The sequence below is a fragment of the Bosea sp. Tri-49 genome, assembly GCF_003952665.1.
Classification (GTDB): domain Bacteria; phylum Pseudomonadota; class Alphaproteobacteria; order Rhizobiales; family Beijerinckiaceae; genus Allobosea.
In genome coordinates this window covers 5056580-5081217 of sequence record NZ_CP017946.1, presented here as the reverse complement: position 1 = coordinate 5081217, position 24638 = coordinate 5056580, and the positions used below count along the sequence as shown (strand labels likewise).

22 protein-coding genes are annotated in these 24638 nt (G+C 65.3%); 3 read left to right on the top strand and 19 right to left on the bottom strand.

Annotated elements, in window-relative coordinates; all coding sequences use genetic code 11:
- Positions 1-86: 86 nt before the first annotated feature.
- Entirely contained in the window at positions 87-1958 is a 1872-nt protein-coding gene (locus BLM15_RS24525; protein ID WP_126115205.1) for a hypothetical protein, read from the top strand.
- A gap of 147 nt (positions 1959-2105) precedes the next feature.
- Here BLM15_RS24525 and BLM15_RS24520 read toward each other — a convergent pair whose 3' ends face one another.
- From BLM15_RS24520 to BLM15_RS24475, 10 genes are all read right to left on the bottom strand, one after another.
- Positions 2106-2927, bottom strand: a complete 822-nt coding sequence (locus tag BLM15_RS24520) for an aspartate dehydrogenase (RefSeq protein WP_126115204.1) — start codon at positions 2925-2927, stop codon at positions 2106-2108.
- Entirely contained in the window at positions 2927-4042 is a 1116-nt protein-coding gene (locus BLM15_RS24515) for an alpha/beta hydrolase (protein ID WP_164547628.1), read from the bottom strand. Before BLM15_RS24515 ends, BLM15_RS24520 begins: the two co-directional genes overlap by 1 nt.
- Complete coding sequence (locus tag BLM15_RS24510) at positions 4029-4730, bottom strand: ABC transporter ATP-binding protein (RefSeq protein ID WP_126115202.1); 702 nt, start codon at positions 4728-4730, stop codon at positions 4029-4031. Before BLM15_RS24510 ends, BLM15_RS24515 begins: the two co-directional genes overlap by 14 nt.
- Positions 4730-5482, bottom strand: a complete 753-nt coding sequence (locus BLM15_RS24505) for an ABC transporter ATP-binding protein (RefSeq protein WP_126115201.1) — start codon at positions 5480-5482, stop codon at positions 4730-4732. Before BLM15_RS24505 ends, BLM15_RS24510 begins: the two co-directional genes overlap by 1 nt.
- Positions 5479-6501, bottom strand: a complete 1023-nt coding sequence (locus tag BLM15_RS24500; RefSeq protein WP_211200551.1) for a branched-chain amino acid ABC transporter permease — start codon at positions 6499-6501, stop codon at positions 5479-5481. The genes BLM15_RS24505 and BLM15_RS24500 overlap by 4 nt, the downstream gene beginning before the upstream one ends.
- Entirely contained in the window at positions 6494-7408 is a 915-nt protein-coding gene (locus BLM15_RS24495) for a branched-chain amino acid ABC transporter permease (RefSeq protein ID WP_126115200.1), read from the bottom strand. Before BLM15_RS24495 ends, BLM15_RS24500 begins: the two co-directional genes overlap by 8 nt.
- 218 nt (positions 7409-7626) lie before the next feature.
- On the bottom strand, positions 7627-8799 hold the full coding sequence (locus BLM15_RS24490; protein WP_126115199.1) for an ABC transporter substrate-binding protein: 1173 nt from the start codon (positions 8797-8799) through the stop codon (positions 7627-7629).
- Between the two features lie 122 nt (positions 8800-8921).
- Positions 8922-9473 carry a 3-hydroxyanthranilate 3,4-dioxygenase gene (locus tag BLM15_RS24485; protein WP_126115198.1) on the bottom strand — a complete coding sequence of 184 codons (552 nt, stop codon included), beginning with the start codon at positions 9471-9473 and terminating at the stop codon, positions 8922-8924.
- Positions 9474-9505: 32 nt separating this feature from the next.
- Positions 9506-10486 (bottom strand): dihydrodipicolinate synthase family protein, encoded by a 981-nt coding sequence (locus tag BLM15_RS24480; protein WP_126115197.1) that lies wholly within the window; start codon positions 10484-10486, stop codon positions 9506-9508.
- A 26-nt stretch (positions 10487-10512) separates the two neighbouring features.
- Complete coding sequence (locus BLM15_RS24475) at positions 10513-11946, bottom strand: NAD-dependent succinate-semialdehyde dehydrogenase (RefSeq protein WP_126115196.1); 1434 nt, start codon at positions 11944-11946, stop codon at positions 10513-10515.
- Between the two features lie 129 nt (positions 11947-12075).
- Between BLM15_RS24475 and BLM15_RS24470 the strand changes: the two genes are divergently transcribed.
- Positions 12076-12972 (top strand): LysR family transcriptional regulator, encoded by an 897-nt coding sequence (locus BLM15_RS24470; RefSeq protein WP_236846407.1) that lies wholly within the window; start codon positions 12076-12078, stop codon positions 12970-12972.
- A gap of 18 nt (positions 12973-12990) precedes the next feature.
- Here BLM15_RS24470 and BLM15_RS24465 read toward each other — a convergent pair whose 3' ends face one another.
- The 5 genes from BLM15_RS24465 to BLM15_RS24445 all read right to left on the bottom strand — a co-directional run bounded on the left by BLM15_RS24465 (position 12991) and on the right by BLM15_RS24445 (position 17884).
- Complete coding sequence (locus tag BLM15_RS24465) at positions 12991-13926, bottom strand: arginase family protein (protein ID WP_126115194.1); 936 nt, start codon at positions 13924-13926, stop codon at positions 12991-12993.
- A gap of 64 nt (positions 13927-13990) precedes the next feature.
- Complete coding sequence (locus BLM15_RS24460; protein WP_126115193.1) at positions 13991-15109, bottom strand: ABC transporter substrate-binding protein; 1119 nt, start codon at positions 15107-15109, stop codon at positions 13991-13993.
- 20 nt (positions 15110-15129) lie between these two features.
- Positions 15130-15930, bottom strand: a complete 801-nt coding sequence (locus tag BLM15_RS24455; protein ID WP_126115192.1) for an ABC transporter permease — start codon at positions 15928-15930, stop codon at positions 15130-15132.
- 2 nt (positions 15931-15932) lie between these two features.
- A complete protein-coding gene (locus BLM15_RS24450; RefSeq protein ID WP_126115191.1) occupies positions 15933-16793 on the bottom strand; it encodes an ABC transporter permease in 861 nt (286 codons plus the stop codon).
- Positions 16790-17884 carry an ABC transporter ATP-binding protein gene (locus tag BLM15_RS24445; protein ID WP_164547627.1) on the bottom strand — a complete coding sequence of 365 codons (1095 nt, stop codon included), beginning with the start codon at positions 17882-17884 and terminating at the stop codon, positions 16790-16792. Before BLM15_RS24445 ends, BLM15_RS24450 begins: the two co-directional genes overlap by 4 nt.
- A 123-nt stretch (positions 17885-18007) precedes the next feature.
- Between BLM15_RS24445 and BLM15_RS24440 the strand changes: the two genes are divergently transcribed.
- Positions 18008-18916 carry a LysR substrate-binding domain-containing protein gene (locus BLM15_RS24440; RefSeq protein WP_126115189.1) on the top strand — a complete coding sequence of 303 codons (909 nt, stop codon included), beginning with the start codon at positions 18008-18010 and terminating at the stop codon, positions 18914-18916.
- Here the strand turns inward: BLM15_RS24440 and BLM15_RS24435 are convergent.
- The 4 genes from BLM15_RS24435 to BLM15_RS24420 are packed head-to-tail and all read right to left on the bottom strand — an operon-like array spanning position 18913 to position 24620.
- Complete coding sequence (locus BLM15_RS24435) at positions 18913-20550, bottom strand: GMC family oxidoreductase (RefSeq protein WP_126115188.1); 1638 nt, start codon at positions 20548-20550, stop codon at positions 18913-18915. The two genes, BLM15_RS24440 and BLM15_RS24435, sit on opposite strands and share 4 nt — an antisense overlap.
- Complete coding sequence (locus tag BLM15_RS24430) at positions 20547-22046, bottom strand: FGGY-family carbohydrate kinase (RefSeq protein ID WP_126115187.1); 1500 nt, start codon at positions 22044-22046, stop codon at positions 20547-20549. Before BLM15_RS24430 ends, BLM15_RS24435 begins: the two co-directional genes overlap by 4 nt.
- Positions 22043-22888, bottom strand: coding sequence for a class I fructose-bisphosphate aldolase (locus BLM15_RS24425; RefSeq protein WP_126115186.1), 846 nt, complete (start codon positions 22886-22888; stop codon positions 22043-22045). Before BLM15_RS24425 ends, BLM15_RS24430 begins: the two co-directional genes overlap by 4 nt.
- Positions 22830-24620, bottom strand: a complete 1791-nt coding sequence (locus BLM15_RS24420; protein ID WP_126115185.1) for a glycerol-3-phosphate dehydrogenase/oxidase — start codon at positions 24618-24620, stop codon at positions 22830-22832. The genes BLM15_RS24425 and BLM15_RS24420 overlap by 59 nt, the downstream gene beginning before the upstream one ends.
- Between the last annotated feature and the right edge of the window lie 18 nt (positions 24621-24638).

The following is a 24638-nucleotide window of genomic DNA, read 5'->3' as shown; positions in this document are numbered from 1 at the left end:
TATCAGTTGACGCAGATGCTTGCGATCTATGCCGCCCTTCAGCGGATACTCAGCGGAGAACGGCATTTCCTAATCGGATCGCATGGATGAACAATATTTCTTTGAAACACTCTGCCTTGAGCCGAATTACGATAGTTGCCTCAGCTATTTGTTCAATGGCGATACTGGGAGCAGCTCTACTCAATGCCGCCAAAGGCATAGATTTAATTGATGAAGGATATTATCTAGCGACTATCGCAGAACCACTTAAGTACAAAAACAATCTTTCTCAATTCGGGATTGTTTACTATATATTGTATGAAATCTCAGGACATAGTATTTCGACACTGAGACAATTGAATATATTAATTACATTTGCCTTAGCATCGACTCTCGCATGGCTCGCACTAGCCGGCCCCCTGCAAAGCCAGGCGGGGGAGCGGCTGCCGCGCCTGATCGTTGCGGCGGCGCTGGGCACGACATCTCTCGCCATACTCCGCCTGTGGCTGCCAACGCCCAGCTATAATTGGCTTGCTCTTCAAGCCTTGATGGTGACGGCCATTGGGCTGCTGATATCGCAAAGAACGTTTGGCCGCACCAGCGCGGTCGGCTGGACGTTGATTGCGTTTGGAGGCTGGCTGGCATTCATGGCAAAGCCAACAACGGCTGCAATCGCGGGATTGCTCTCGCTTCTGTATCTTGTTGTAACCAAGAAATTCAGTGTTGGGCTTGTCGCTGTGGTGGCCCTGCTCTTTTGCAGCCTCCTTGTGACAGCCGCTCTGCTACTCGACGGTTCCCTGCTCGGCTTTGTAGAGAGGTTTTCGGTCGGGCTTGAAAGGGCTGGCGCTTATGGAATGGGCCATACGCTCTCAGCTATAGTCAGAATCGACCCGTTACCCTTCAATTGGGAGGCTCTCCGGGCGCTCACTTTCGGCTGCTTGGCACTGATCATCTCGGCATCCCTGGTCGGTTCAGGAAACGGGGCGCTTCGAGCAATTTCATATGCCTCCAGTATCATATGCGCCGTCCTCGCAATGTCGCTTGTTTTTGGACTATTGGGCGGCCCATACGATTATGGCCTATGGCAACAATTATTCTTGGCTTCAATTGGCCTATCGGCGGGGTTGTTCGCTCTAGTTTATAATAAATTCAACCAATCTACCCCAAATATTGAAGGAAAGACCGCGAAAGCACTCCTTATTGGGTCGTTGCCGTTTGCATTTATATTTGGATCAGCAAATAATTATTGGTTTATGGCCGGTCTTTCTGGATTTTTTTGGGTACTATCCGGAGTTACCCTTATTCGAGTAGGCCCTGCTCCGGCAAACGCAATGGCCTTGTTGCTACCTTTTGCGTTTGGCGCCCAGTTCATCACCGCAGGTCAGATCCTGTTCGGCATCGAGAAGCCGTATTATCAGCCCGGTCCCTTGCGCAGCGCGGACTATCTTGTCGATCTCGGGGATAGCGGCGGCACGCTGCGGGTCGCCCCGAGTACGGGGAAGTTCATCGAGGCTGTAAGGAAAACAGCGGATCAGGCCGGTTTTCAGGCGGGCACGCCAGTGATTGACCTGACCGGGCGTTCTCCCGGAACGCTGCATGTCATGGGCGCGAGTTCGACCGGGCAGCCGTGGTTGATCGGGAACTTCCCCGGGATGCCTGGCAGCAATCGCGTGGCGACCCAGGTGTTGAAAGGAGTCGCCTGCCCGGAGCTCGCCCGTGCCTGGCTCCTGATCGAGCCCGAAGGTCCCTTCCGTTTTCCCGCAACGATCACGTCCGTTTTCGGGGCGGATCAATCTCGGGATTTCTCCATTGCCGGCTCGTTCTCCAGCCCTGATCCGCTCAGCAACTTTACCGAAGCACGGACTCAGCATCTGATGCGTCCGACTCGCTCGATTGAAGAGGCCTCGCGGGCGTGCACTGAGGCGAAGGCCGCCTTGGCTCAGCCAGGCAGCATCAACAAATCAGAGGCGCGCGAATAAGCTTTATTGCGTCCCACTTCACAGTTGGCCGAAAAGGCATGTTGCGCTCTCTGGCCCGCCTGCGACCGCTGGGCCGAGACAATAGACGCATCAACGAATAGCTCTTCAGGCTCGGCTAAGATGCGTCGCGAGCCCAGTGCGGGTGCGCTATCGAGAAAGCAAGGCGACCTTGTTTCTGATCATCCTGACGAGACTGAGCGCCGCCATCTCCGAGGACTTCGGGTTGCCCGCCAGCGGCCTGTTCTCGATCGTCACATCGAGACGACCGAAGGCGCCGGAGACGCTCAGGCGATGGCAGTTCGCGGCGATGCCGGGATCGGCGACGAGCTCGATTCGGGTTCTGTCGAGGCCGATGCCGGCAAGCGCCGAGATCACCGCGACATTGGCATTCTGAGGAAAGCGGATGGCCGCCTCGCGCGCCGAACCGCTGAAGAAGGTGGCCGGTACGGTCAATGTATCGAGCGCGACCATCTCTTCCGCTGGCGTGCCCCGCCAGGCCGCGGGCGGCTTGACGATGCTGTGCACGACCTCGTCGAGTGGCAGCGCTGATGCGGCGGCGATGGCGTCGACCCCCGCGAGGGCACCGGGCGGGAGGATGAGCTGGCTGCCACAGGCCTCGGCCGTTGCCATGAGACGCTCGAGCAGTGCGGTATCGGTCAGTGCGCTGGCCGAAGCGATCGCGAAAGCCGGCGCCGAACGCAGGGCAGCCTCGCCCCAGGCTGAGACCGCGTCCCGACCGGCCGCCTCCACCACCAGATCGAGATCCAGTTCGGCAAGCTGTGCCGGATCGGTGACAAGGACCGCGCCAACAGGGATATCCCGGGCACGCGTACCAGAGCGGGCTCCGACAGCAACGATGGCGACGTGCCGAGCGTTCTGCGCGCCCGCCAGCAGCTCGGCAACACGTCGGCTGATCGCACCCCAGCCGATGATTGCGATCCGGAGTGGCTTACGAGAACGGGGCGTCATCACTTCCCCGCCGTCGCCAGCGCCAGATTGAGCAGCGCGCCGCCATTCAGCCCGTCGAGCATGCTGAAATGATGCCCCGGGCAGATCAATGGTTCGGGCGCATGCCAAGCCGCGGCCAGCACCGCTGATTGCCGCTTGAACGCCTCGCTCTCGCCCTCGCCAACGGCGAAGGCGAGGCGCGTATTGCTCGGGCGTGACCGCCCGAGCGGGCTCAGCCGCACCGCTCGCTCGACATCGTCGAAGCCGAGCAGGCGCCCGATCGGCAGATGTCCGAGCGGCTTCAGATCATAGAGCCCGGAGAGCAGCAGCGCCGAGGCCACCGGCGGGGCCGCAGGATCGCACAAAGCCATCGCCGCGAGATGGCCGCCGGCGGAATGGCCGCTGATGTGCAGTTGTGCCGGATCGAGGCCAAGCGCATCGGCCTCGCGAATGAGGAAATTCAGCGCCGCGACGGTCTGGACGATGCTCGCTTCGAGCGGCGTATCCGGCGCCAGCCCGTAATTCGGCATGGCCACCGCAAAGCCGGCGTTGAGCAGACCCTGCGCGAACTGCGCATGCTGGATCTTGTCGGTGGCCTGCCAATAGCCGCCATGGACAAAAACCCAGACGGGAACGCGCTGCGCTCCAGCGGGGCGATAAAGGTCAAGCTGCTCGAAGCGATCCGGGCCATAGGCGAGGTCGAGCCCGGCATGACCGGCGCGGAAGGCCGCGCCATCCCGGCTCCACTGCCGGAGCAGCACCTTCATATCGGCCTGCAGGCGCGGGCTGTATTGCCGCGCGAGTTCACGCAGCGGGTAGCCTTCGACCTCGATGTCGGGCAACGGTTGCGGCGGAGCGAAACGAGCCCGAATCGTCAGCCCCTGCCCCGCTGATGGCCGCAGCCTGATTGGTGGCCGGAAGCCGACAAAGACTTCGCGATACGCCAGCTCAACCGCGTGGCGCGAGATGTGAAAGGCAGCAGGATCGGCCGCCTCCCACTCCATGCCGGTCAGGTGATGCGGGCCGCAGCCGGCTGCGACCAGGCCGGCGAGAACGTCGCTCAGCGTGTCGCGCAGGGCTTCGACAGTGTCGGTTGCGGCGCTGCGCGCGACGATCTCGGATTCAGACGCCGACATAGCGATGCACCAGTTCCGCATTGGCCGCGAGGTCGCTGCTCGAGCCGGACCAGACCGTGCGCCCCTTCTCGATGATGTAGTGCCGGTCGGCGAGGCGCTTGAGCACTGAGATGTTCTTGTCGATCAGCAGGATCGACTGCCCCTGCGCCTTCAGCGCCTCGAGACAGCGCCAGATCTCGGCACGGATCACCGGCGCCAGCCCCTCGGTCGCCTCGTCGAGGATCAAGAGCTTCGGATTGGTCATCAGCGCCCGGCCGACCGCCAGCATCTGCTGCTCGCCGCCCGACAGCGTGCGGGCGGACTGGCCGGCGCGCTCCTGAAGGCGCGGGAACAGGGCGTAGACACGGCTTAGCGTCCAGGGCGAAGCGCGCCCGAGCCGGTTCGCGGCGGTGGCGACGAGATTTTCGCGCACGCTCAGGGTCGGGAAGACCTGCCTTCCTTCCGGCACGAGGCCGACACCACAGCGGGCGATGACTTCAGGCGCGCTACCCTGGAGCGCGCGGCCGTCGAAGCTGATCTCGCCGCCCTTCGGCGCCAGCAGCCCCATGATCGAGCGCACCGTCGTGGTCTTGCCCATGCCGTTGCGGCCGAGCAGGGTCACGACCTCGCCATCGGCGATGTCGAGGCCGACATCGAACAGGACCTGGCTTGCGCCATAAGCCGATTGCAGGTTGCGCACGCTCAGCATCAGGCGTCTCCCTCGCCGAGATAGGCGATGCGGACGTCCTGGTTGTCGCGGATTTCCTCTGCCGTCCCGGTCGCGATGATGCGGCCATAGACCAGTACCGAGATCCGGTCGGCAAGCGCGAAGACCGCGTCCATGTCGTGCTCGACCAGCAGCATGGTGACGCGCCCTTTCAGTCCTGAGAGCATCGCGACCATCTGCTCGCTCTCGGCGTGGCCGAGACCCGCCATCGGCTCGTCGAGCAGCAGCAGGCGCGGCTCGCAGGCGAGCGCGATGGCAAATTCGAGCTGCTTCTGCTCGCCATGGGAGAGGTCGGCGACCTTGACCTCGGCCCGGTGCGTGAGGCCGGCAGCGGTCAGATGCTCGCGGGCGCGCTGGCGCAGGCCCTTGTCGCGGCGGGCATCGGCGAAGAAGCGGAAGCTATGGCCCTGCCGCGCCTGAACCGCGAGCGCGACATTGTCGAGCATGCTGAAATCCGGCAGCAGCTGGTTGATCTGGAAGGTGCGGGCGAGGCCGCGCTGGACGCGCTGCGGCGTCGCCAGCGCATCGATCGGCTCGCCCTCCAGCCTGATCTCGCCGGCATCGTGGCTGAGCTCACCGAAAAGCTGGGTCAGCAGCGTGGTCTTGCCGGCGCCGTTCGGGCCGATCAGAGCGTGGATCTCGCCCTCGACCACGTCGAGGTCGACGCTGTCGGTGGCGATCAGCCCGCCGAAGCGCTTGCGCAGGCCGCGGACTGAAAGGAGCGGCTGGCTCATCGCTCGCTCCTCCCGAACCCGAGCCGGTTAAACAGCCCGTTGAGCCCACCTTGCGTGAACAGGACGACGAGCAGCAGGATCGGGCCGAGGATGAGCTGCCAATGCTCGGTCCAGGAGGTCAGCACGGTCTCGAGGATGACGAGCGCGGCGGCGCCAAACAGGGGACCGAGCAAGGTGCCGACGCCGCCGAGGATGACCATGATCATCAGCTCGCCCGACTTGGTCCAGTGCAGCATGTCCGGGCTGACGAAGCGCAGATAATTCGCCATCAGCGCGCCGGCGAGGCCGGTGCCCATGCCGGAGATGACGAAGGCGGCGAGCTTGTAGCGATAGGGCGCGATGCCGATCGCCGCCATGCGCCGCTCGTTCTGGCGGATGCCGGCCAGCACCATGCCGAAACGCGAGCCAATGATGCGCCAGAGCGCCAGAAAGACCAGCGCAGTGACGGCAAGGCAGATGAAATAGAAGGTGATGTCGTCGCGGGTGTTGAGGCCGAAGAGCTCGTTGCGGCGGCGGATCGTCATGCCGTCATCGCCGCCATAGGCCTTGAGCGAGACGAATAGGAAGAACAGCATCTGCGCAAAGGCGAGCGTGATCATGATGAACTGCACGCCGCTGGTGCGCAGGCAGAGCGCGCCGATCAGCAAGGCGAGGAGGCCTCCGACAAGGAGCGCGGCCGGCAGCGTAATCAGCAGCTGGCTCGTGCCCGGGATCAGGCCGAGAAAGAGACTATCGTCGACGTAATTGCGGTAGAGGATGCCGACGACATAGCCCCCGACGCCGAAGAAGGCAGCGTGGCCGAAGGAAACCATGCCGCCGAAGCCCAGAGCCAGGTTGAGGCTGGCGGCCGCGATCGCATAGATCAGCACGCGCGTCGCCAGCGGCACCAGTGCCGGCTGGCCGAGCGCCTGGACGACGAAAGGCAGCGCGACGAGGCAAAGCGCCAGCGCGAGCAGCATCAGCGCGCGGCTGGCGTTCGGCGCGTTCGGGCCGGGATGGGTGATGGCGTCCTCAGACATTGGAGGGGAAGAGTCCCTTGGGCCGCACCAGCAGCACCACGGCCATCAGCATGTAGATCCCCATCGAGGCGAGGCCGGCTCCGAGCGCATCGGCTTCCGAGCCGGTCATGACCTGGCGCAGCAGGCCGGGCAGGAAGGCGCGTAAGCACGTGTCGACGAGGCCGACGAGCAGCGCTCCGAAGAAGGCCCCGCGGATCGAGCCGACGCCGCCGATCACCACCACGACGAAGGTCATGATCAAGATCTGCTCGCCCATGCCGACCTGCACGGCCAGGATCGGCCCGGCCATCAATCCGGCGAGACCGGCGAGCAGGGCGCCGAGCCCGAAGACGGCGGTGTAGAGCAGGCGGATGTCGACACCGAGTGCCCGGACCATCTCGCGATGCGTCGCACCGGCCCTGACCAGCATGCCGATGCGGGTGCGGTTGATCAGGAGATAGAGCCCGAGCGCGACGAGAAGGCCAACCGCGATGATGATGAGGCGATAGATCGGATAGGTGAGTCCCGGCAGCAATTCGACCGAACCGTTGAGCGCCGGCGGAACCGAGACGAAGAGCGGCTGGCGCCCGAACAGGATGGTCACGCTCTGGTTGAAGATCAGGATGAGCGCGAAGGTCGCCAGCACCTGGTCGAGATGGTCGCGGGCATAGAGCCGGCGTAGCACGAAGACTTCCATCGCCATGCCGACCAGGGCGGCGGCCGCAAGGCCGGCCAGGATGGCGATGATGACCGAGCCGGTCTGCGCCGCGGCGAAGGCGGCGGCATAGGCGCCGACCATGTAGAGCGAGCCATGGGCGAGGTTGATCACGCCCATGATGCCGAAGATCAGCGTCAGTCCGGCGGCAAGCAGGAACAGCATCACGCCGAACTGCAGGCCGTTGAGCAGTTGTTCGAGAACGAGCGTCATGGTTGCGGGAACCGGACTGCCCCGACAAGGGCGCGGGGAACCCTCTCCTGTAAGGAGAGGGCAGGGTGAGGTGTAGGCCGTTGGACCAGTGACGCGAGCGGTGTGGCTAGGTTCAGGCTCATGATGTCTCTCCCGAACACCTCACCCCTGCCCCTCTCCTTCCAGGAGAGGGGTTCCCGCGCCCTAGTCCCCGTGATCAGTACGCAAGACGCGCCGACTCAGAGCTTGCAATCCTTGGCGTAGGCGTCGCCATGGTTGCTCAGCACCTTGCCCGAGGTCTTCAGCACCGGCGTGCCGTCCGCGCCCTTCTCGACCTTGAGCGCATACCAGTCCTGGACCGGATGCTGGTTCGGGCCGAACTTGAAGGCGCCGCGCACCGACTGGAAATCGGCCTTGGCGAGTGCCTTGCGCAGCGCCGGCACGTCCGTTTTGCCGCCGGTCGCCTTCAGCGCCGAGGCGATGGCAAGCGCGGTGTCGTAGCCCTGGCTGGCATAATAGGTTGGCACGCGGTTATAGGTCTTGGTGAAGGCTTCGACGAAGGCCTTGTTCGAGGCGTTGTCGAAATCGGTGTTCCAGTGCGCGGTGACGCTGAGGCCGAGCGCGGCCTCGCCGACCGCCTTCAGCGTGGTCGCGTCGAGCGAGGGCTCGGCCAGCACCATCGGGGTTTTGCCGAGGAGGCCGGCCTGCTGGTACTGGCGCAGGAAGGCGATGCCGAGCCCGCCCGGATGGAACTGGAAGACGACGTCCGGATTGGCCGAGCGGATCTGCGCCATCTCCGGCGCGAAATCGGTCTGGTCGAGGCGCGTATAGACCTCGCCGACAACCTCGCCCTTGAACAGGCGCTTGAAGCCGGCGAGCGCATCCTTGCCGGCCTGGTAGTTCGGCGCGAGGATGAAGGCCTTCTTGTAGCCGAGATTGGTGGCGTGCTGGCCGGCGCTCTCGTGCAGGCTGTCGTTCTGCCAGGAGACGACGAAATAGTTCTCGTTGCACTCCTTGCCGGCGAAGTTCGAGGGCGCGGCATTGGGGCTGACATAGAGCGCCCCGGCATCGACGATATCGGGCACGGTCGCGCCGGCGACGTTCGAGAAGACGATGCCGGTCATGATCTTGATGCCGTCGGTCTTCAGCATCTTCTCGGCGATCTGCTTGCCCTGGCCGGGCTTCAGCGCATCGTCCTCGACCACGAGCTCGACCGGCGCGCCGCCGAGCTTGCCGCCGTTCATGTCGATGGCCAGCTTGAACGCGTCGCGGATGTCCTGGCCGAGATAGCCGCCCGGCCCCGACAGCGTCGTGACCATGCCGATCTTGACCGGCGCTTGCTGGGCCAGCGCCGGCATGGCGACGACGGCTGCCAGCATCAATCCCAGGCATACTGATTTACGGTGCTGCATGGTTCCCCTCCTCCGATCATTCTTGCGTCGGATCGTTCGAAATTATTTTAAGCTTAAAACAAATTCTGATCGGCGCGCAAGCGCCACGAAAACGCCGGGTGAACCGGCGCTTTCGCAGTCGCTCAGAGCGCGACCCAGCTGGCCGGCGGCTTCCGACCGGGATGGACGGCGCCGCACTGCTTGCAGGTGCGGGCCTTCTCGTCGGCGAAGAAGGCCTCATAGAGTGGCGGCAGGTCCTTCACGAGATCCCCCACCTTCAGCTCGATGCGATGCACCAGGCCGTTGCACTCGAAGCAGTACCATTCGAAGCCGTCGACCTGGTCGGCATGGCGCGCCGGCTCGACCACGAGCCCGATCGAGCCCTCCTGCGGGCGCTGCGGCGAGTGGCGCACATGCGGCGGCAACAGGAAGACGTCGCCCTCGCGGACCGTCACGTCGTAATGCTTCCCGTCGTCGACCAGCTTGAGCATCATGTCGCCCTTGAGCTGGTAGAAGAATTCCTCCACCGGGTCGTCATGGTAGTCGGCGCGCTGGTTCGGCCCGCCGACGACCATCACGGTCATCTGGCCATCGTCGAACACCTTCTTGTTGCCGACCGGCGGCTTCAGCAGGTGCTCGTTCTCCTCGATCCACTTCTTGAAGTTGAAAGCCTTCAGCCGTCCTTCGGTCGCCATATCCGTCTCTCCCGTCGTTCAAGCCCTAAGTCTCAGCCAGCCTTGGCCAGCGGTGCGCCGGCAAGCTTCAAGCCGCAATTCTCGAAGGCGGTGCGGGTCGCAGCCTTCTCGGCTTCGGTCAGCTCCAGCAGCGGCGCGCGCACGCGCCCGCCGACCTGCCCCAGCAGTTCCTGCCAGTATTTCTGATGCGCATGCGGCTTCTCGGCCGGCCGCGTCGCACGCAGCGCCTCACGCACTGGATCGAGGCTGTCGCGCACGGCGTGGGCCTTCTCGACCTCGCCGGCGAAGGCAAGGTCGGTATACTCGCGCATGCGCAGATCGTTCGCGCTCTGGATCAGATAGGGCGGCGAGGAGCAGAGATAGAGCTGCCAGCCGAGCTCGACGATGTTGTCGAGCCATTCCTCCTCCGAGGCCGTGCTGACCAGGATGCGATCGCCAGCGAGCCGGGTGAGCTCGGCATACATGGCGCGCGGCACGCTGTACTTGATCGCGACGACGTTCTCGATGTCGGCCAGGCGGTTGCAGAGCTGCGGGCTCATCAGATAGCCACTGTCCGGATGGCTCCACAGCGCGATGCCGATATCGACCTTTTCGGCGATCGTCCGGTAGTATTCGTAGAGCGTCTCGTCCTGAGCCTTGAAGAAGTGCAGGATCGGCGCATGCACGACGATGTAGTCGGCGCCGACCCGCTGCGCGTGCTTCGCCAGATCGATGACGACATCCATGTTCTGGTCGGAGCAGGACATGATCGTCTGGCCGCGGCCAGACGTCGCCTCGACCGCGAGTTCGAAGCTGCGCTTCCGCTCCTCGATCGACATCGAGAAGAACTCGCCCTGCTTGCCGGCGATGAACAGGCCGTCGATCTGCAGATCGTCGGTCCAGTGCCTGATGTTCTGGCGCAAGCCGTCCTCGTCGATGGCAAGCGACTGGGTGAAGGGCGTCAGCGCCGCCGCCCAGATGCCCTTCATATTGGCGCGGGCGTAGGCCTTGGCGTCTTTCCTGGCGTAGTTCATGCGACTGCCTCCTCCTCGTCCGCCGGCTAGATCGTCATGCGGTGCGAGATGTTCTTGATAACCGTGTAGTGCGCCAGCCCCTCGGCGCCGCCCTCGCGGCCATAACCGCTGTCCTTGACGCCGCCGAAAGGCGTCTCGGCCACCGAGGCCTCAAGCGTGTTGATCGAGACATTGCCGGCTTCGATCCCGTCGGCGAGGCGATCAGCATTGCTGGCGGAATGGGTGAAGGCGTAGGCGGCGAGGCCGAAGGGCAGGGAGTTCGCCTTCTCGATCGCCTCGTCGAGCGAGGAAACCGGGCTGATCAAGGCGAGCGGGCCGAACGGCTCCTCGCGCATGGCCCGGGCCTCGTCCGGCACGTCGGCAAGAACCGTCACGGGGAAGAAATAGCCGCGATTGCCGATGCGCTCGCCGCCGGCCAGCACGCGCGCGCCCTTGGCCCTGGCGTCGGCGACCAGCGTCTCCATCGCCTCGATGCGGCGATGATTGGCGAGCGGGCCCATCTGCGTCGCGCTGTCGAGGCCGTTGCCGACCACCACGGAACGCGCCTTCTCGGCAAAGGTCCTGGCGAACGCCTCGTAGATCGGCTTCTGCACGAAGAAGCGTGTCGGCGAGGTGCAGACCTGGCCGGTATTGCGGGACTTGCGGATCGCCGAAGCCGTTGCCGCCGCCACCGGGTCGACATCGTCGCAGACGATCACCGGGGCGTGGCCACCGAGTTCCATCAGCACCGGCTTCATGTGGTCGGCGGCGATCCTGGTCAGGTGCTTGCCGACGGCGGTCGAGCCGGTGAAGGCGATCAGCCGGGTCTGCTCCTGCGGGATCAGGTATGAGGAGATGTCGGCCGGAACACCGAAAACGAGGTTGAAGACGCCAGGCGGCAAGCCGGCATCGTGCAGGGCCCGGGCGATATGCAGCGCTCCGGCCGGCGTCTCCTCGGCCGCCTTCAGGATGATCGAGCAGCCCGCTGCCAGCGCCCCGGCGATCTTGCGCGCCGGCTGGCTCATCGGGAAGTTCCACGGCGAGAACGCCGCGACCATGCCGATCGGCTGGTGCATCACCACGTATTTGATACCGGGCTCGCTCGGGATGACGCGACCATAGGTGCGCTGGCCTTCGGCCGCATCCCATTCGAAAAACTCGCAGCCGCGGATGACCTCGAGCTGCGCCTGGGTGAAGGGTTTGCCGTGTTCGAGCGTGATCGCATGGGCGATCTCGTCGATGCGGGCGCGCATCAGCGCCGCTGCCTTGAGCATGATCTCGCCGCGGGCGCGCGGCGACGTCCGACTCCAGAGCCTGAAGCCCTCCCTGGCTGCCGCGAGCGCATCGTCGAGATCGGCGCGGCTTGCGACGGGGACGGCCCCGATCACATTCTCATCGGCCGGGTTGAGCACCGGCACGCTGTCTGAGGTCTTGCGCCAGGCTCCGCCGATATAGAGCTTGAGATCTGGGTAGGCGGTCATGAAAAGCCTCGATCGGAGCGGCCAGCGGCGCGATGTCGAGGCATGATGGCCATGGTTCTGACCATATGGAATTCAGCTTATTTGTCTTAATTCAGATAATCTGATTATAAATTACCCATGGCGGTTACGTTGCGACAGATACAGGCCTTCCTCGCCGTCGCCGAGCTGGGCACATTCACCAAGGCGGCGGAGCGACTGCACATGGCGCAGCCGGCCTTGTCGCAGTTGGTGCGCGAGCTTGAGCACGCACTCGGGGTCCGTCTTTTCGACCGCACCACGCGCCGGGTCGAGTTGACCGAAGGCGGGCGGGAGTTCCAGGGCGCATCGGCCAAGATCGTCCACGATCTCGACCTCGCCATCCAGAATGCCAACGACCTCGCCGAGCGCCGGCGCGGCCGGATCACCGTGGCCGCCCCGCCGCTGCTCGCCGCTGCGATCCTGCCCGAGGCGATCGCGGAGATGCGCGAGCGCTATCCTGGTATCCAGATCGCGCTGCTCGATGCGCGCACCGACACAATCGTCGAAGCCGTCCGCATCGGCCGGGCCGATTGCGGCCTCGGAACCTTCGCAGCCGTGGAGGACGGCATCGAGCGCATCTCGATGGCGCGCGACAGCCTGATGCTGTTCTGCAGCCCCAGCAGCCGCTTCGCCACGGCGACGGTCGACTGGCGTGAGCTGCAAGGCGAGCCGCTGATCACCCTGACGCGCGACAGCGGCATCCGCCTCCTGGTCGAGGTCGCCTATGAGACGGTCGGAATACCGCTGACGCCGGCCTATGAAGTCTCGCAGATCACGACGGCGCTGGCACTGGTCGAGGCACGCCTCGGCGTCGCTGTGCTGCCAACCTATGCGCGCGCTGCGGCACCGCATCGCCGGGTCATCGCCAGGCCGTTGGCCAATCCGACGATCGCGCGCGACATCGTCATGATCCGGCCCAGCGGCCGCTCGGTAACGCCTGCGCTCGCGACGTTCGAAACGCTGCTGCGGCGCTACGTCCAGCGCCTCACGCCAGCCGATGTCGATTGAGCCGGGTCGGCGACACACTCACTGCCTGGAAGCTGAGGCCACCCGCGATTGATGCTGTCGCGCTATCAGGTTCAGCGCGTTCAGGGTGATCTGCGCGGCGAGCAGCGCAGACATGCCGCCGACGTCGTGGGGTGGGCTCACCGTGTTGATGTTGACGCCAACGAGGTTGAGGCCGGAGCAGGCTTCGAGCACGGCGAGCCCCTCGCGCGAGGTCGCTCCGCCCCAGGTCGGCGTGCAGACGCCCGGCGCGACCGAAGGGTCGAAAAAGTCCATGTCGTAGGACAGATAGACCGGTCGATCACCGATGCGCGCCCGCATCTCGGCGAAGACCGTCCCGATGCCGCGCTCAAGCAATTCGGCAATCGGGATCACGTTGTAGCCGAGGCTCTGGCCGTATTCGCCGACCCCGGGCAGCATCGTCGTGCCGCGCATGCCGACCTGGTAGGAGAGCTTCGGGTCGATGAGTCCCTCCTCGGCCGCACGCACGAAGGCCGTCGCGGTATTGTACCCCTCGATCGGATAGGCATCGGTATGCGCGTCGATATGGACTGTGACAAGATCCGCATAGACGCGGTGGAGGGCGCGCATCTCGGGCAAAGCGATGGCACCGTCGCCGCCGAGGGTGACGGGCACGACACGCTGCCGCGCGATCGCGCCGACTGCCTCCTCGATCGCCGCATAGGACGCATCGAGATCGCCGGGGCTGACCCTGGCGTCACCGACGTCGACGACACCGAGCGCGTCGAGCGGGTTGATGCCGTTGGCGAAGTCGAAGGCGCGCAGCAGCAGCGACTGCTCGCGGATCGACGACGGCCCGAGACGCGAGCCGACACGCTGAGGATGCGTGCCGCAGTCGAAGGGCAGGCCCAGCACCACCGCCTTGGCATCGCCGATCTCGGTGCGGTGGGGGACGCCCATGAAGGTCTGGGCGAGCGAAAACGGGGCCGTCGTCATTGATCTACCTGTTCATTCGGGAGGCGGGGGAACGGGCGGTCGGCACCGCCCGTCGGCAGCGAGGTCAGGACGCGATAGCGTCCATGTAACGGGCCAAGATCGTGGCGTAGTGCTCGGCGTACCATTCGCTGTCGACGGCCACCTGGCGCGCGAAATTCTCCGGCGAACCGCAATCCAGCGCCTTCATCTCGGCCGGAACCATCTCGGCCGCGGCTGGATTGACCGGGCCGTTGCCGACGCGCTTGAACAGCTCGACTTGGCTTTTCGGGTCCTGCGCGGAGGCAACGAATTGCCAGGCACGCTGCTTCGCCGGGTTGTTCTTCGGCACAATCCAGGCACCGGGAAAGAGCACGCCCTCCTCGAAGGTGAACTTGATGCGGTCGCCGACTTCCTTGGCGAGCAGCATCGAGCGCGTGTGCCAGAGGTTGCCCATCACGACCTCCTGGTTGCGGAAGAGCTGCTGGCTTTCCGCGCCGGTCGTCCAGAAGATCGTGTGCTGCTTGATCTCCTTGATCTTGGCCAGGGCCCGGTCGACGTCGATCGGGTAGATCTTGTCGCGCGGAACCCCGTCGGCCAGCAGCGCAGCTTCGAGCATGCCCTCGATGTTGTTGCGCAGCGTCCGCTTGCCGGGGAAGTCCTTGACGTTCCAGAAATCCTTCCAGTTCTTCGGGGCGGGCCCCTTCAGGGCGCGCTGGTCGTAAGTCAGCACGAAGGAATAAAGATAGGCGCCGACGCCCCAATCGGAGCGGTGGGCGGGGCGCAGCTTGTCCTTGGAGACAATCGACCAATCGACCTTCTCCAGCAGGTTCTGGCGGCCGAGCTCGATCGAGGCCGGCACCGTGCGATCGCAGACATCCCAGGTGACGGCACCGCTTTCGACCATCGCCTTGATCTTGCCCGAGCTCGGACCCGAGCCGTTGATGAGCGCCTTCGCTCCCGGATTGGCGGCATTGAACGGCTGGGCCCAGATCGCGTCGTAAGCCGGCACCGCATCGCCGCCCCAGTTGACGATCACGATCTCGCCGGCAGCGGCGTGCGCCGGTGTCAGGCGCAACCCCGCCGGTATCGCGCCGAGCATTGCCAGGCCTTGCAGGAAGCGCCGGCGATGCACGCGCTTGCCCTCCGTCTGCTCGCGCAGGATCGCCAGGCAGTCGTCACGGAATTCCTGGTGTTCTTTGGTCATAGCGTGGTCCCCTCTGTTTTTTAGGCTTTTGCAGACGCGCCGCGCGTGGCCGTGAAGGCGACCGCGACGAAGGTCAGGACGATCATCACCGTGCCGAGGGCGGCGATCGCCGGATCGATGTTGTCGGCCAGCCCCTCCCAGATGCGACGCGGCAAGGTGGTGACGGCACGGCTGGTGATGAAGAGCGCGACGATCGTCTCGTCCCAGGAGGTGATGAAGGCGAAGGCGGCGCCCGCGACGATCCCCGCCCGGATCTGCGGGAAGATCACCCAGCTCATCGCCTGGCGCGCATCGGCGCCGAGGCTGCGGGCCGCCTGCTCGAGGCGCGGATCGAGGTTGGCGAGCGTGCCCGCCACGGTGAGCACGACGAAGGGCAGTCCCTTCATCGCATGAACCAGGACCAGGCCGAGATAGGTGTCGAGCAGGCCCAGCGCGGCCCAAGCCCGATAGAAGGCGATGGCGTGCACGATCGGCGGTACGATGATCGGTGCCAGCAGCAGCAATCTGAGCCGCCGTGCGAGCGGGACGCCGAGACGCCAGGCGCCGACGGCGAAGGCGGTTCCCATCAGGGTCGCCAGCACCATGGCGCCGATACCGACGAGCAGGCTGTCGACGATGCTCTTCGACCAGCGGCCGTCGCTGACGAGGCTGCCGTAATGGCGCAGCGAGACCGAGTCCGTCGGCAGGGACAGATAGCGTTCCGGCGTGAAGGAGATCGGGATCACGACGAGGAGCGGCAGCAGCAGGAACGCAGCCGCGAGCCAGGCGATGATCCGGGTCAACGGCAATCTGCTCTGCGCGAAGGCGTCGGACATCGACATCATCACTTCCTCAGCGCCTGCTCGACATCCATGAAGCGGCTGAGCCACGTCACCAGCAGCAGCACAGAGGCGAGGAGTACGCTCGCCAGCATCGCCGCCAGCCCCCAGCGCAGGGTCTCGGAGATCTGCACACTGATGAACTCCGCAACCATGATGGTGCGGCCACCACCAAGAATGGCGGGCGTGATGTAGAAGCCGAGCGAGAAGATCATCACGATCACGCCCGCGCCGATCAGTCCGGGCAGGCTCAGCGGCAGGAACACCCAGCGGAACGCCTGGGCCGGCGTCGCGCCCAGAGCCCGCGCTGCCGGCACCAGCCGGTCGTCGATGCCGCGCAGGTTCGTGTAGAGCGGCAGGATCGCATAGGGCAGCATGTAGTGGACCATGCCGATCACCACACCGATCTCGTTGCGCACCAAGCTCAATGGGCTTTCTATCAACCCGCTCGCCATCAGGGCCGAGTTGACGAGCCCGCGCGACTGCAGCAGCGCGATCCAGGCGAAGGCGCGGATGAGCGCGCTGATCCAGAAGCTCGCCACGACGATCCCGAGCAGGATCTGGCGCTCGCGCGGCCCGCAATGCACCAGCGCATAAGCGACGACATAGCCGATCGCGAGCGCCAGCACCGTCGTGATCGCCCCGATCCGCAGCGTCGTCCAGAGCACGCGTTGCACGGCCGCGTTATTGGCGAGCTCTGCGTAGTTTGCGACTCCGGGGCGAGGCACGGTGAAACTGAGCACCAGGACATTGAGGACCGGCACGAGATAGAACAGCGCCAGGAAGGCGCAGGGCGCGAGCAGCATCCACCAGTAGAGCTGCTCCGACCGTGCCGCGGAGCTCTGGCTCGCTGCGACGGCGCTCATGCCGCGGCCTCGTTGCCACGCACCAGGATCGCCGCGTCGCGATCCCAGGAGGCGACGAGCTCCGCGCCCTCCTCGAAACTCCCCTGGCTGGCCGGAAGCGTCGCTAGCAGCGCTTCGTCATTCGCCAGCCGAAGCTCGACCTCGATGGAAGCGCCGAGATAGGTGACGCCGCTGACCCGGCCGCGCACCTGGAAGGGGGCCGCATCGACACTGCCGGTCGACGTCGCCAGCCGGATTTTTTCGGGCCTGAGGGCGGCGATCGCCTGCTCGCCCGGGCGCGCGCCGGTGCCGTTGTCGAGCGCGAGCGAGGCAAATCCCGGCATTTGCAGCTCGGCGCGGCCGTCAGCGACCGAGGCGACCTTGCCGCGCAGGAAATTGCTCTTGCCGAGGAATCCCGCGACGAATTCAGTCGCAGGCCGCTCGTAGAGCTCGGCCGGCGGCGCGATCTGGAGGATGCGCCCCTTGTCGAGGATCACGATGCGGTCCGACATGGTCAGGGCTTCTTCCTGATCATGCGTCACATAGATGAAGGTCGTCCCGACCTCGCGATGGATCGACTTGAATTCGGCCTGGAACTCCTTGCGCAGCGCCCGGTCGAGCGCACTCAGCGGCTCGTCGAGCAGGAGAAGCTCGGGTGAGAAGACGAGCGAGCGGGCCAATGCGACGCGCTGCTGCTGCCCGCCCGAGAGCTGGCGGGGATAGCGATGCGCGAACGCGTCCAGCTTCGCGATCGCGAGTGCGGCCATGATCTTCGGCCGCGCGGCGTCTCCGGTGATGCCGCGGGCCCGCAGCGGAAAGGCGACATTGTCGAACACGGTCAGATGCGGGAACAGCGCATAGCCCTGGAAGACGACGCCGAAATTCCGCCGCTCCGGAGGCAGCGCCGTCACATCGCGGCCATCGAGAAGTATCCGCCCGGCGCTCGGGCTGACGAAGCCGGCGATGCTCATCAGGATCGTCGTCTTGCCGGAGCCTGACGGGCCGAGCAGCGTGATGAATTCCCCGGCCCGGATGCTCAACTCGGTGCGATGCAGCGCGACGAAATCGCCGTAGCGCTTCTCGATCCCGTCGAGGACGAGAGTGTCTTTCACGATGCGGTTCCATTCCCCGGCTCTTGCGAGCTTTCCGCCATCGTCGCGTATTTGAGCAGCACGTCAAAAACGAATTGCGGTAAAAGGTATCGATCTAGGTTATAACTTTACGAGCGGTGCCCCGTGGATACGCGACATCTGGAAGCTTTCCGCGCCGTGATCGAGAGCGGCTCGATGAGTGCGGCAGCGACGCTGCTGGCCAAGTCCCAACCGGCGATCAGCAATCTGATCACCCGGCTGGAGGACGAGCTCGGGGTTGCCCTGTTCGAGCGCAAGAAGGGCAAGCTGCAGGTCACGCCCGAGGCGTTGCTGTTTTACGAGGAGGCGCGTCGCACGCTCGGGGTGCTCGAGCGCACGCGTCAGGTTGCACGCGATCTGAAGAGCCTGCGTTCTGGAACCTTGTCGCTTGCGAGCCAGCCTGGCCTCGCCACCTACGCGCTACCGCCGATCATCGCCCAATTGCTCCGGCGCTGGCCCGAGGGCACGGTGCGCTTCATCACGCGCTCCTCACCGACGGTACGCGACCTCGGGCGTATCGAGGCTTTCGACATCGGCTTCGCCGAGCTGCCGATCGAACGGCCGGCTGCCCTCATCGACACGATCGAGGTGCCTTGCGTCTGCATGCTTCCGGCAGATCACGCTTTGGCCGGCGAGCCCGTCATCACACCGCAACTTCTCGACGATGTGCCGTTCATTTCACTTTACGCCGATCACTTCCTGCACGAAGCGATCGAGCGCGCCTTCGCCGAGCAGTCCGCCAGGCTGCGCATGGCCGTGCATGTCGAGTTCTTCGGCACCGCCTGTGCGCTCGTCATGGAGAATGTCGGCGTGACGATCGTCGACGTGATCACGAGCCTGCATTTCCGCAGGCTCGGCCTGATCGCGAAGCCCTTCTTGCCGAAACTCGACTATCGCTACGCGATGTTCCAGCCGGGGCCTCGCCCGATGTCGCGCATCGCGCGCGAGTTCGTCGATGCGTTCCGCGATCAGAACGCCCGCCTGATCCGCACTAGCAGCCCTTATTCAGGCTAGGCGGAGCGCGCAGCCAGGCCGGGCGTCGCCGCAGCCAAGATCAGCTGAGCCGCCTTCTCGGCGATCATCACCGCCGGAGCATGGGTGTTGCCCGAGACGATCGTCGGCATGATCGAGCAGTCGACGACGCGCAAGCCCGCGAGTCCATGCACGCGCAACTCGGGATCGACCACCGCCATCGGGTCATTACCCATCTTGGCCGTGCCGACCGGGTGGAAGATCGTCGTCGCGATGTCGCCCGCCGCTTGCGCCAGCGCCGCAGGATCCTGGATGCCGGCGCCGGGCTTGAGTTCCTCCGGCCGAAACGCCTGCATCCGCTGCGTCTGCATCAGCCGGCGTGCCGCCACGATAGAGGCTGCCGCAACCTCGCGGTCGCTTTCGGTCGAAAGATAATTGGGCGCGATGCTGGGATGCTCCGCCGGATCGTTCGAGGCGATGCGGACATGGCCGCGCGAATCCGGCCGGAGATTGCAGACCGAGACCGTGATCGCCGGAAAGGCGTCGAGCGGCTGGCCGAAACGCTCCAGCGAGAGCGGTTGGACGTGGAACTCGATATTCGGCGTGGCGAAGCGCTCGTCGGAGCGCATGAAGATGCCGAGCTGGCTCGGTGCCATCGCCATCGGCCCGGAACGGCGCAGCGCATATTCGAGTGCGATGCCCATCTTGCCGCGCAGCGTTGCTTGCCGCTCGTTCAGCGTCGACGCGCCCGTGATCTTGAAGACCGTTCGGATCTGGAGATGGTCCTGCAGGTTCTCGCCGACACCGGCCAACTCGTGCCGGACGGTGATGCCGTGCTGTGACAGGAGCGCACCGGGACCGACACCTGACAGCTGGAGCAATTGCGGTGTGCCGATCGCGCCCGCCGACAGGATCAATTCGCCGGCGGCATCGACCTGTACTGGCTCGCCATTGAGGCGCAATTCGAGCCCGCTCGCGCGCTTGCTGGTGAAGAGGATGCGCTCGGCCTGCGCCTTGGTCAGCACGGTCAGATTGCGGCGATTGCGCACCGGGCTCAGGAAGGCGCGCACCGCATTGAAGCGGAAACCGGCCTTCTGGTTGACCTCGAAATAGGACGATCCGAAATTGTCGCCGCCGTTGAAGTCGTCGATCTTTGGCACGCCGATCTCCTCGGCCGCCTCGCGCACGGCATCGAGGATCGGCCAGGACAGCCGCTGGCGCTCGACATGCAGCTCGCCGTCCCTGCCATGGAACGGCTCATTGAGGCTATGGTGCCGCTCGGATTTGCGGAACAATGGCAGGACCTCGTCCCAGCCCCAGCCAGGATTGCCGAGCTGGCGCCAACCATCATAGTCGGCCGCCTGACCGCGCATATAGATCATGCCGTTGATCGAGGAGCAGCCGCCAAGCACCTTGCCGCGCGGATAAGCGAGCGAGCGGCCGTTGAGGCCCTTTTCCTCCGCCGTCTTGTAGCCCCAGTCGGTCCGGGGATTGCCCATGCAATAGAGGTAGCCGACCGGGATGTGGATCCAGTGATAGTTGTCGGAGCCGCCGGCCTCGAGCAGCAGCACGCGCTTGGTGGGATCGGCGCTGAGGCGATTGGCCAGCACGCATCCCGCCGAGCCCGCGCCGACGATGACATAATCCCAGGATCCGAGATGGCGACGGACGCTCACGCGACCTCCGATCGATAGCGCTGCCACTGTGCTGCCAGAGTCGTAGCAAGATCGGCGAAGAGCCGGTAGCGCGCATCGCTCAACCTTCGGTCTTGGCAGATCGGCACGAAGCTGCGCTTGCTGCGAACCATCTGCGCGACGCCGGCCTCGATATCCTCGAACAGATCGGCGGCCACGCCGGCGGCGATGGCGGCGCCGAGCGCGCCGGTCTCCTCGCATTCGGCGACCGTGACCGGCACGCCGATGCCATCGGCGAACATCTGGCACCAGGCCGCACTGCGCGACCCGCCACCGGACAGGACCGCCCGGTCGAAACTGACCCCGTTGGCCCGGAGGCGATCGATATGGCGGCGGTGTTCGAAGACGACGCCTTCATAGAGCGCATGCAGCAATTCGGCCCGACCATGCCAGCCGGCGACACCGAGAAAGGCGGCCCGCGCCTTGGGCTCAGCGCTCGAGCCATAAAGGAAGGGGTGAAACAGCGGACTGTCGGCGCTCGGCTGCACCGAGGCGACGAGCTCATTGCAGCGCGCAAAGGCTTCGGGGCCGTGATCCCCGAGGATCTCGTGCACGAACCATTCGAGATTGACCGCGGAGGTCGCGCTGGACTCGACCGCAACATAGCGGTCCGGTCGCCAGGTGCAGGCATGGAAGATGTGCTCGTCGACCAGCGGCTTGTCGAGGATGATCTGATTGATGCCCCAGGTCCCGACGACGATGGCGGCCTGTCCCGGCTCGGCCGCCCCGGCGCCGACAGCGCTGGCGATGATGTCGAAGAAGCCGGCGGCGACCGGCGTACCGACGGCGAGTCCAGTCCGACGCGCCGCCGCTTCCGTGACGGTTCCGGCAATCGCATCGGATTGCACCAGCGCCGGCAGCAGGGCCCGCGCCTCGGCGAGGCCATAGGCCGCGAGCAACTCGGCGTCGTAGTCGCGCTGGGGCAGGCGCATCAGCCCGCAGCCGCTCATGTCGGAATAGTCGCTCACCAGCTTGCCGGTGAGCATGAAGGTCAGCGCATCCTTGCACAGGAAGGCGGTGCCGGCCCGCGCATAAATCTCCGGCCGGTCGCGCTTGACCCAGGCGAGCAGCGTCGCCGTCTGCGACGGCCACGGCTTCTGCAGACAGAGCGGATAGAGCGCGTCACCCGTGCCATCCGCCCGCCACTCGGCCGCAAGCCCGGCAGCGCGCGTGTCAAGCGACTGGATGCCGAGGAGAGGTTGCGCCTGCTTGTCGAGCAGATAAAGCCCGTTGCCATGGCCGGCAGTGCCGACAGCGGCGACATCGTCGCCCTTCGCGCCGGCATCGCGCAGGCAGGCGGCGATCACCTCGCCGGCATTGTCCCAGAGCTCGCCGATATCGCGCTCGACATGGCCGGGCTCCGGCTTGCTCGAATGGCCGTCGCGCGCCGCCTTGCCGACGACCCTGCCACCTCGATCGAACAGCACCGCCTTGACGACGGTGTTGCCCGCATCGAGGCCAAGAAGCAGCCGGCTCATTCGCCGCTCTCGTAGACCTGCCACGCGGCCTCGTCGTCGGCACCGTCATGGATCATCGCCATCAGAGCCCGGACCACCCGGCTGGGCGAGGCGTGCTGATAGATGTTGCGGCCATAGACCATGCCATGCGCGCCCTGCTGCATCAGTGCGTAGGAGTTGGCGAAGACCTGCCGCAGATCGGCCTTGCCGCCGCCGCGCACCAGCACGGGGCAGCGCGCGGCCTCGACGACGCGGCCGAACTCGTTGGGGTCGCTGGTCGGGTCGGCCTTGATGATGTCGGCGCCCATCTCGCGGGCAAGGCGGACCAGCGTGACGATCTTCTGGGCATCGCCGTCGACGAGATAGCCGCCGCGCGCACTGTTCGGCTGCATCACCAGCGGCTCGATCATCAAAGGCATGCCGTAGCGATCGCAATCCTGGCGGACGCGCGCGATGTTCTCGACGCATTGCCGGAACAGCGCGGGCTCGTCCGGCAGCATGAACAGGTTGACCACGACGCAGGCCGCATCGAGCTTCAGCGCCGGCACGACCGGATCATGTGCGTTCTGCAGCACCGCCCACATCTCGCGATGGCGCAGTGCGTTATAGGGATTGCCCATGTCGATGCGCATCACCAGCGCCGGCTTGTCCTTGCCGGGCCGCCCCTGCAGCAGGTCGGCCTGGCCGTAATTCATCTGGATCGCGTCCGGCCCTGCCTCCACCAGCACGTCGACGATCCGGCCCATATCCTCGAGCCCATCGAGGAAGGAAGGCTCGTTGCAGACGCCGTGGTCGATCGCGACGTCAAGACACCTGCCGTTGTGGAACAGCCGGTTCATGCGGACTTTCTTCGAATCGTACATCGCTGTTCCCTTGGTCGGTATTGCGCCGGCGAAGCATCGCTTCGCCGACGCCGTGATTGGTGTTGAGTTCGGCGAAGAGGGCGGCGCATTCGGCTGTGCGCCGGCGCTCGTCCCAGCCGCGGGCCGCCGCCATGATCCCAGACAGCTCGATCACCGCGGCGTGCGAGAGCTCGCCAGTGAAGGCGATGGTCAGGCGGCGCAGGACCAGATCGGCCAACGTCTCCGGCTGCTCATTGTCGATGATCCAGGCGATCTCGCCACAGCCATGGGCCGGCAGCGAGATCAGGGCTTCGTCGCCGCGTCCGGCCAGCCTGTAGCCGAGTTCGTCGATCCGAGTGCCGTATCGCACCAACAGGTGCTCGACCTCCTCGCAAGCCAATCCGGCCGCGCCGGCGACGCGCGCAATCCAGGCCTGCCGGCCCTCGCTCGTGGGATAATCGCGGCCGCCACCGATCGCGCTGTGATCGGTCGTCGCCTCCCGTGAAAGCCCTAGCTTGGCTAGAACCATGTCCGCGGCAGCGGCGCCGAAGGCGCGAAAAGTCGTCCATTTGCCGCCGACCAGGTTGAGCACTGGCCGGTCTGCACCGGCGCCCGGATCGAGCCATTCGCAGCTATGGTCGCGTGAGATGCTGGCATTGAGGCTGCTATCGCTGCGCGGCAATGGCCGCACGCCAGAGAAGCGATAGATCACCTCGTCCTCGGGGATCGGAATCTCCGGGAAGACCTCGGCGATCGAGGCCAGGATATAGGCGACCTCGTCAGGCTCGCAGCGCACCCCGTCCGGTGTCTCGACGCTGATATCGGTCGAGCCCGCCAGCACCTGGCCGAGATGCCGGAACAGGATGCAGACACGACCCTCGCGATTGGCGAAATAGATCATCGTCTCGCCGATCGCATCAAAGAGCCGCCGGTTGGCGATGACGAGATGCGAGCCCTTGGTGCCGCCGATCAGGCGCGGCGCCTTCCCGGCGAGCCCTGCATTGGTCAGGTCGATCCAGGCGCCGGTGGCGTTGACGACGATGTCGGCGTCGAGCGTGAAGCGCTCGCCGGTCAGGCTATCCTCGAGCACGGCGCCGCCCGGCTCCAGCCCGACGAGGCCGAGATGGTTGAGCGCCAGCGCCTCGGGTGTAGCTTGCTCGCTGTCGAGGATGAGCTCGATACCGAGCCGCTCGGGATGGCTGATCCTGGCATCGTAATAGAGCGCGCTGCCGACGATGTCGGAACGCAGCGCCGGCCAGCGCCGCCGCGTCTCCCGGCCGCCGAAGAAACTGTGGCGCGGCACGAAGCTGCCACAGCCGGCATAGAGATCGTAGAGCCAGAGCCCGAGCTTGATGATGAGAGCGCCGCGCGCGCCGGTCGTCCCCTCTCCGCCGAGGAAGCGGCGCACTGCACCGGCCACGCCGGAAAAGCGGTCGACCACCGGGATCAGCGTCGGCAGCGGGCTGACGAGATGCGGTGCATTGGCAAGCAGCAGGTTGCGCTCGCGCAGCGATTCCTTGACCAGCGCGAACTCGCCGTTCTCCATATAGCGCAGGCCGCCATGGATCATGCGCGAGGGCGCGGAGCTCGCACCGCTCATGAAGTCGCCGCGCTCGACCAGCACGACATCGACGCCGTTCAGCGCAAGCTCGCGGAAGGTGCTGATGCCATTGATGCCACCGCCGATGACGAGCACCTGCGCGCACCCCTTGCGACGCAAGGCGCTGATCCGCTCTGCACGATCCTGGGCCATGATGGTCTCTGGCGCTCG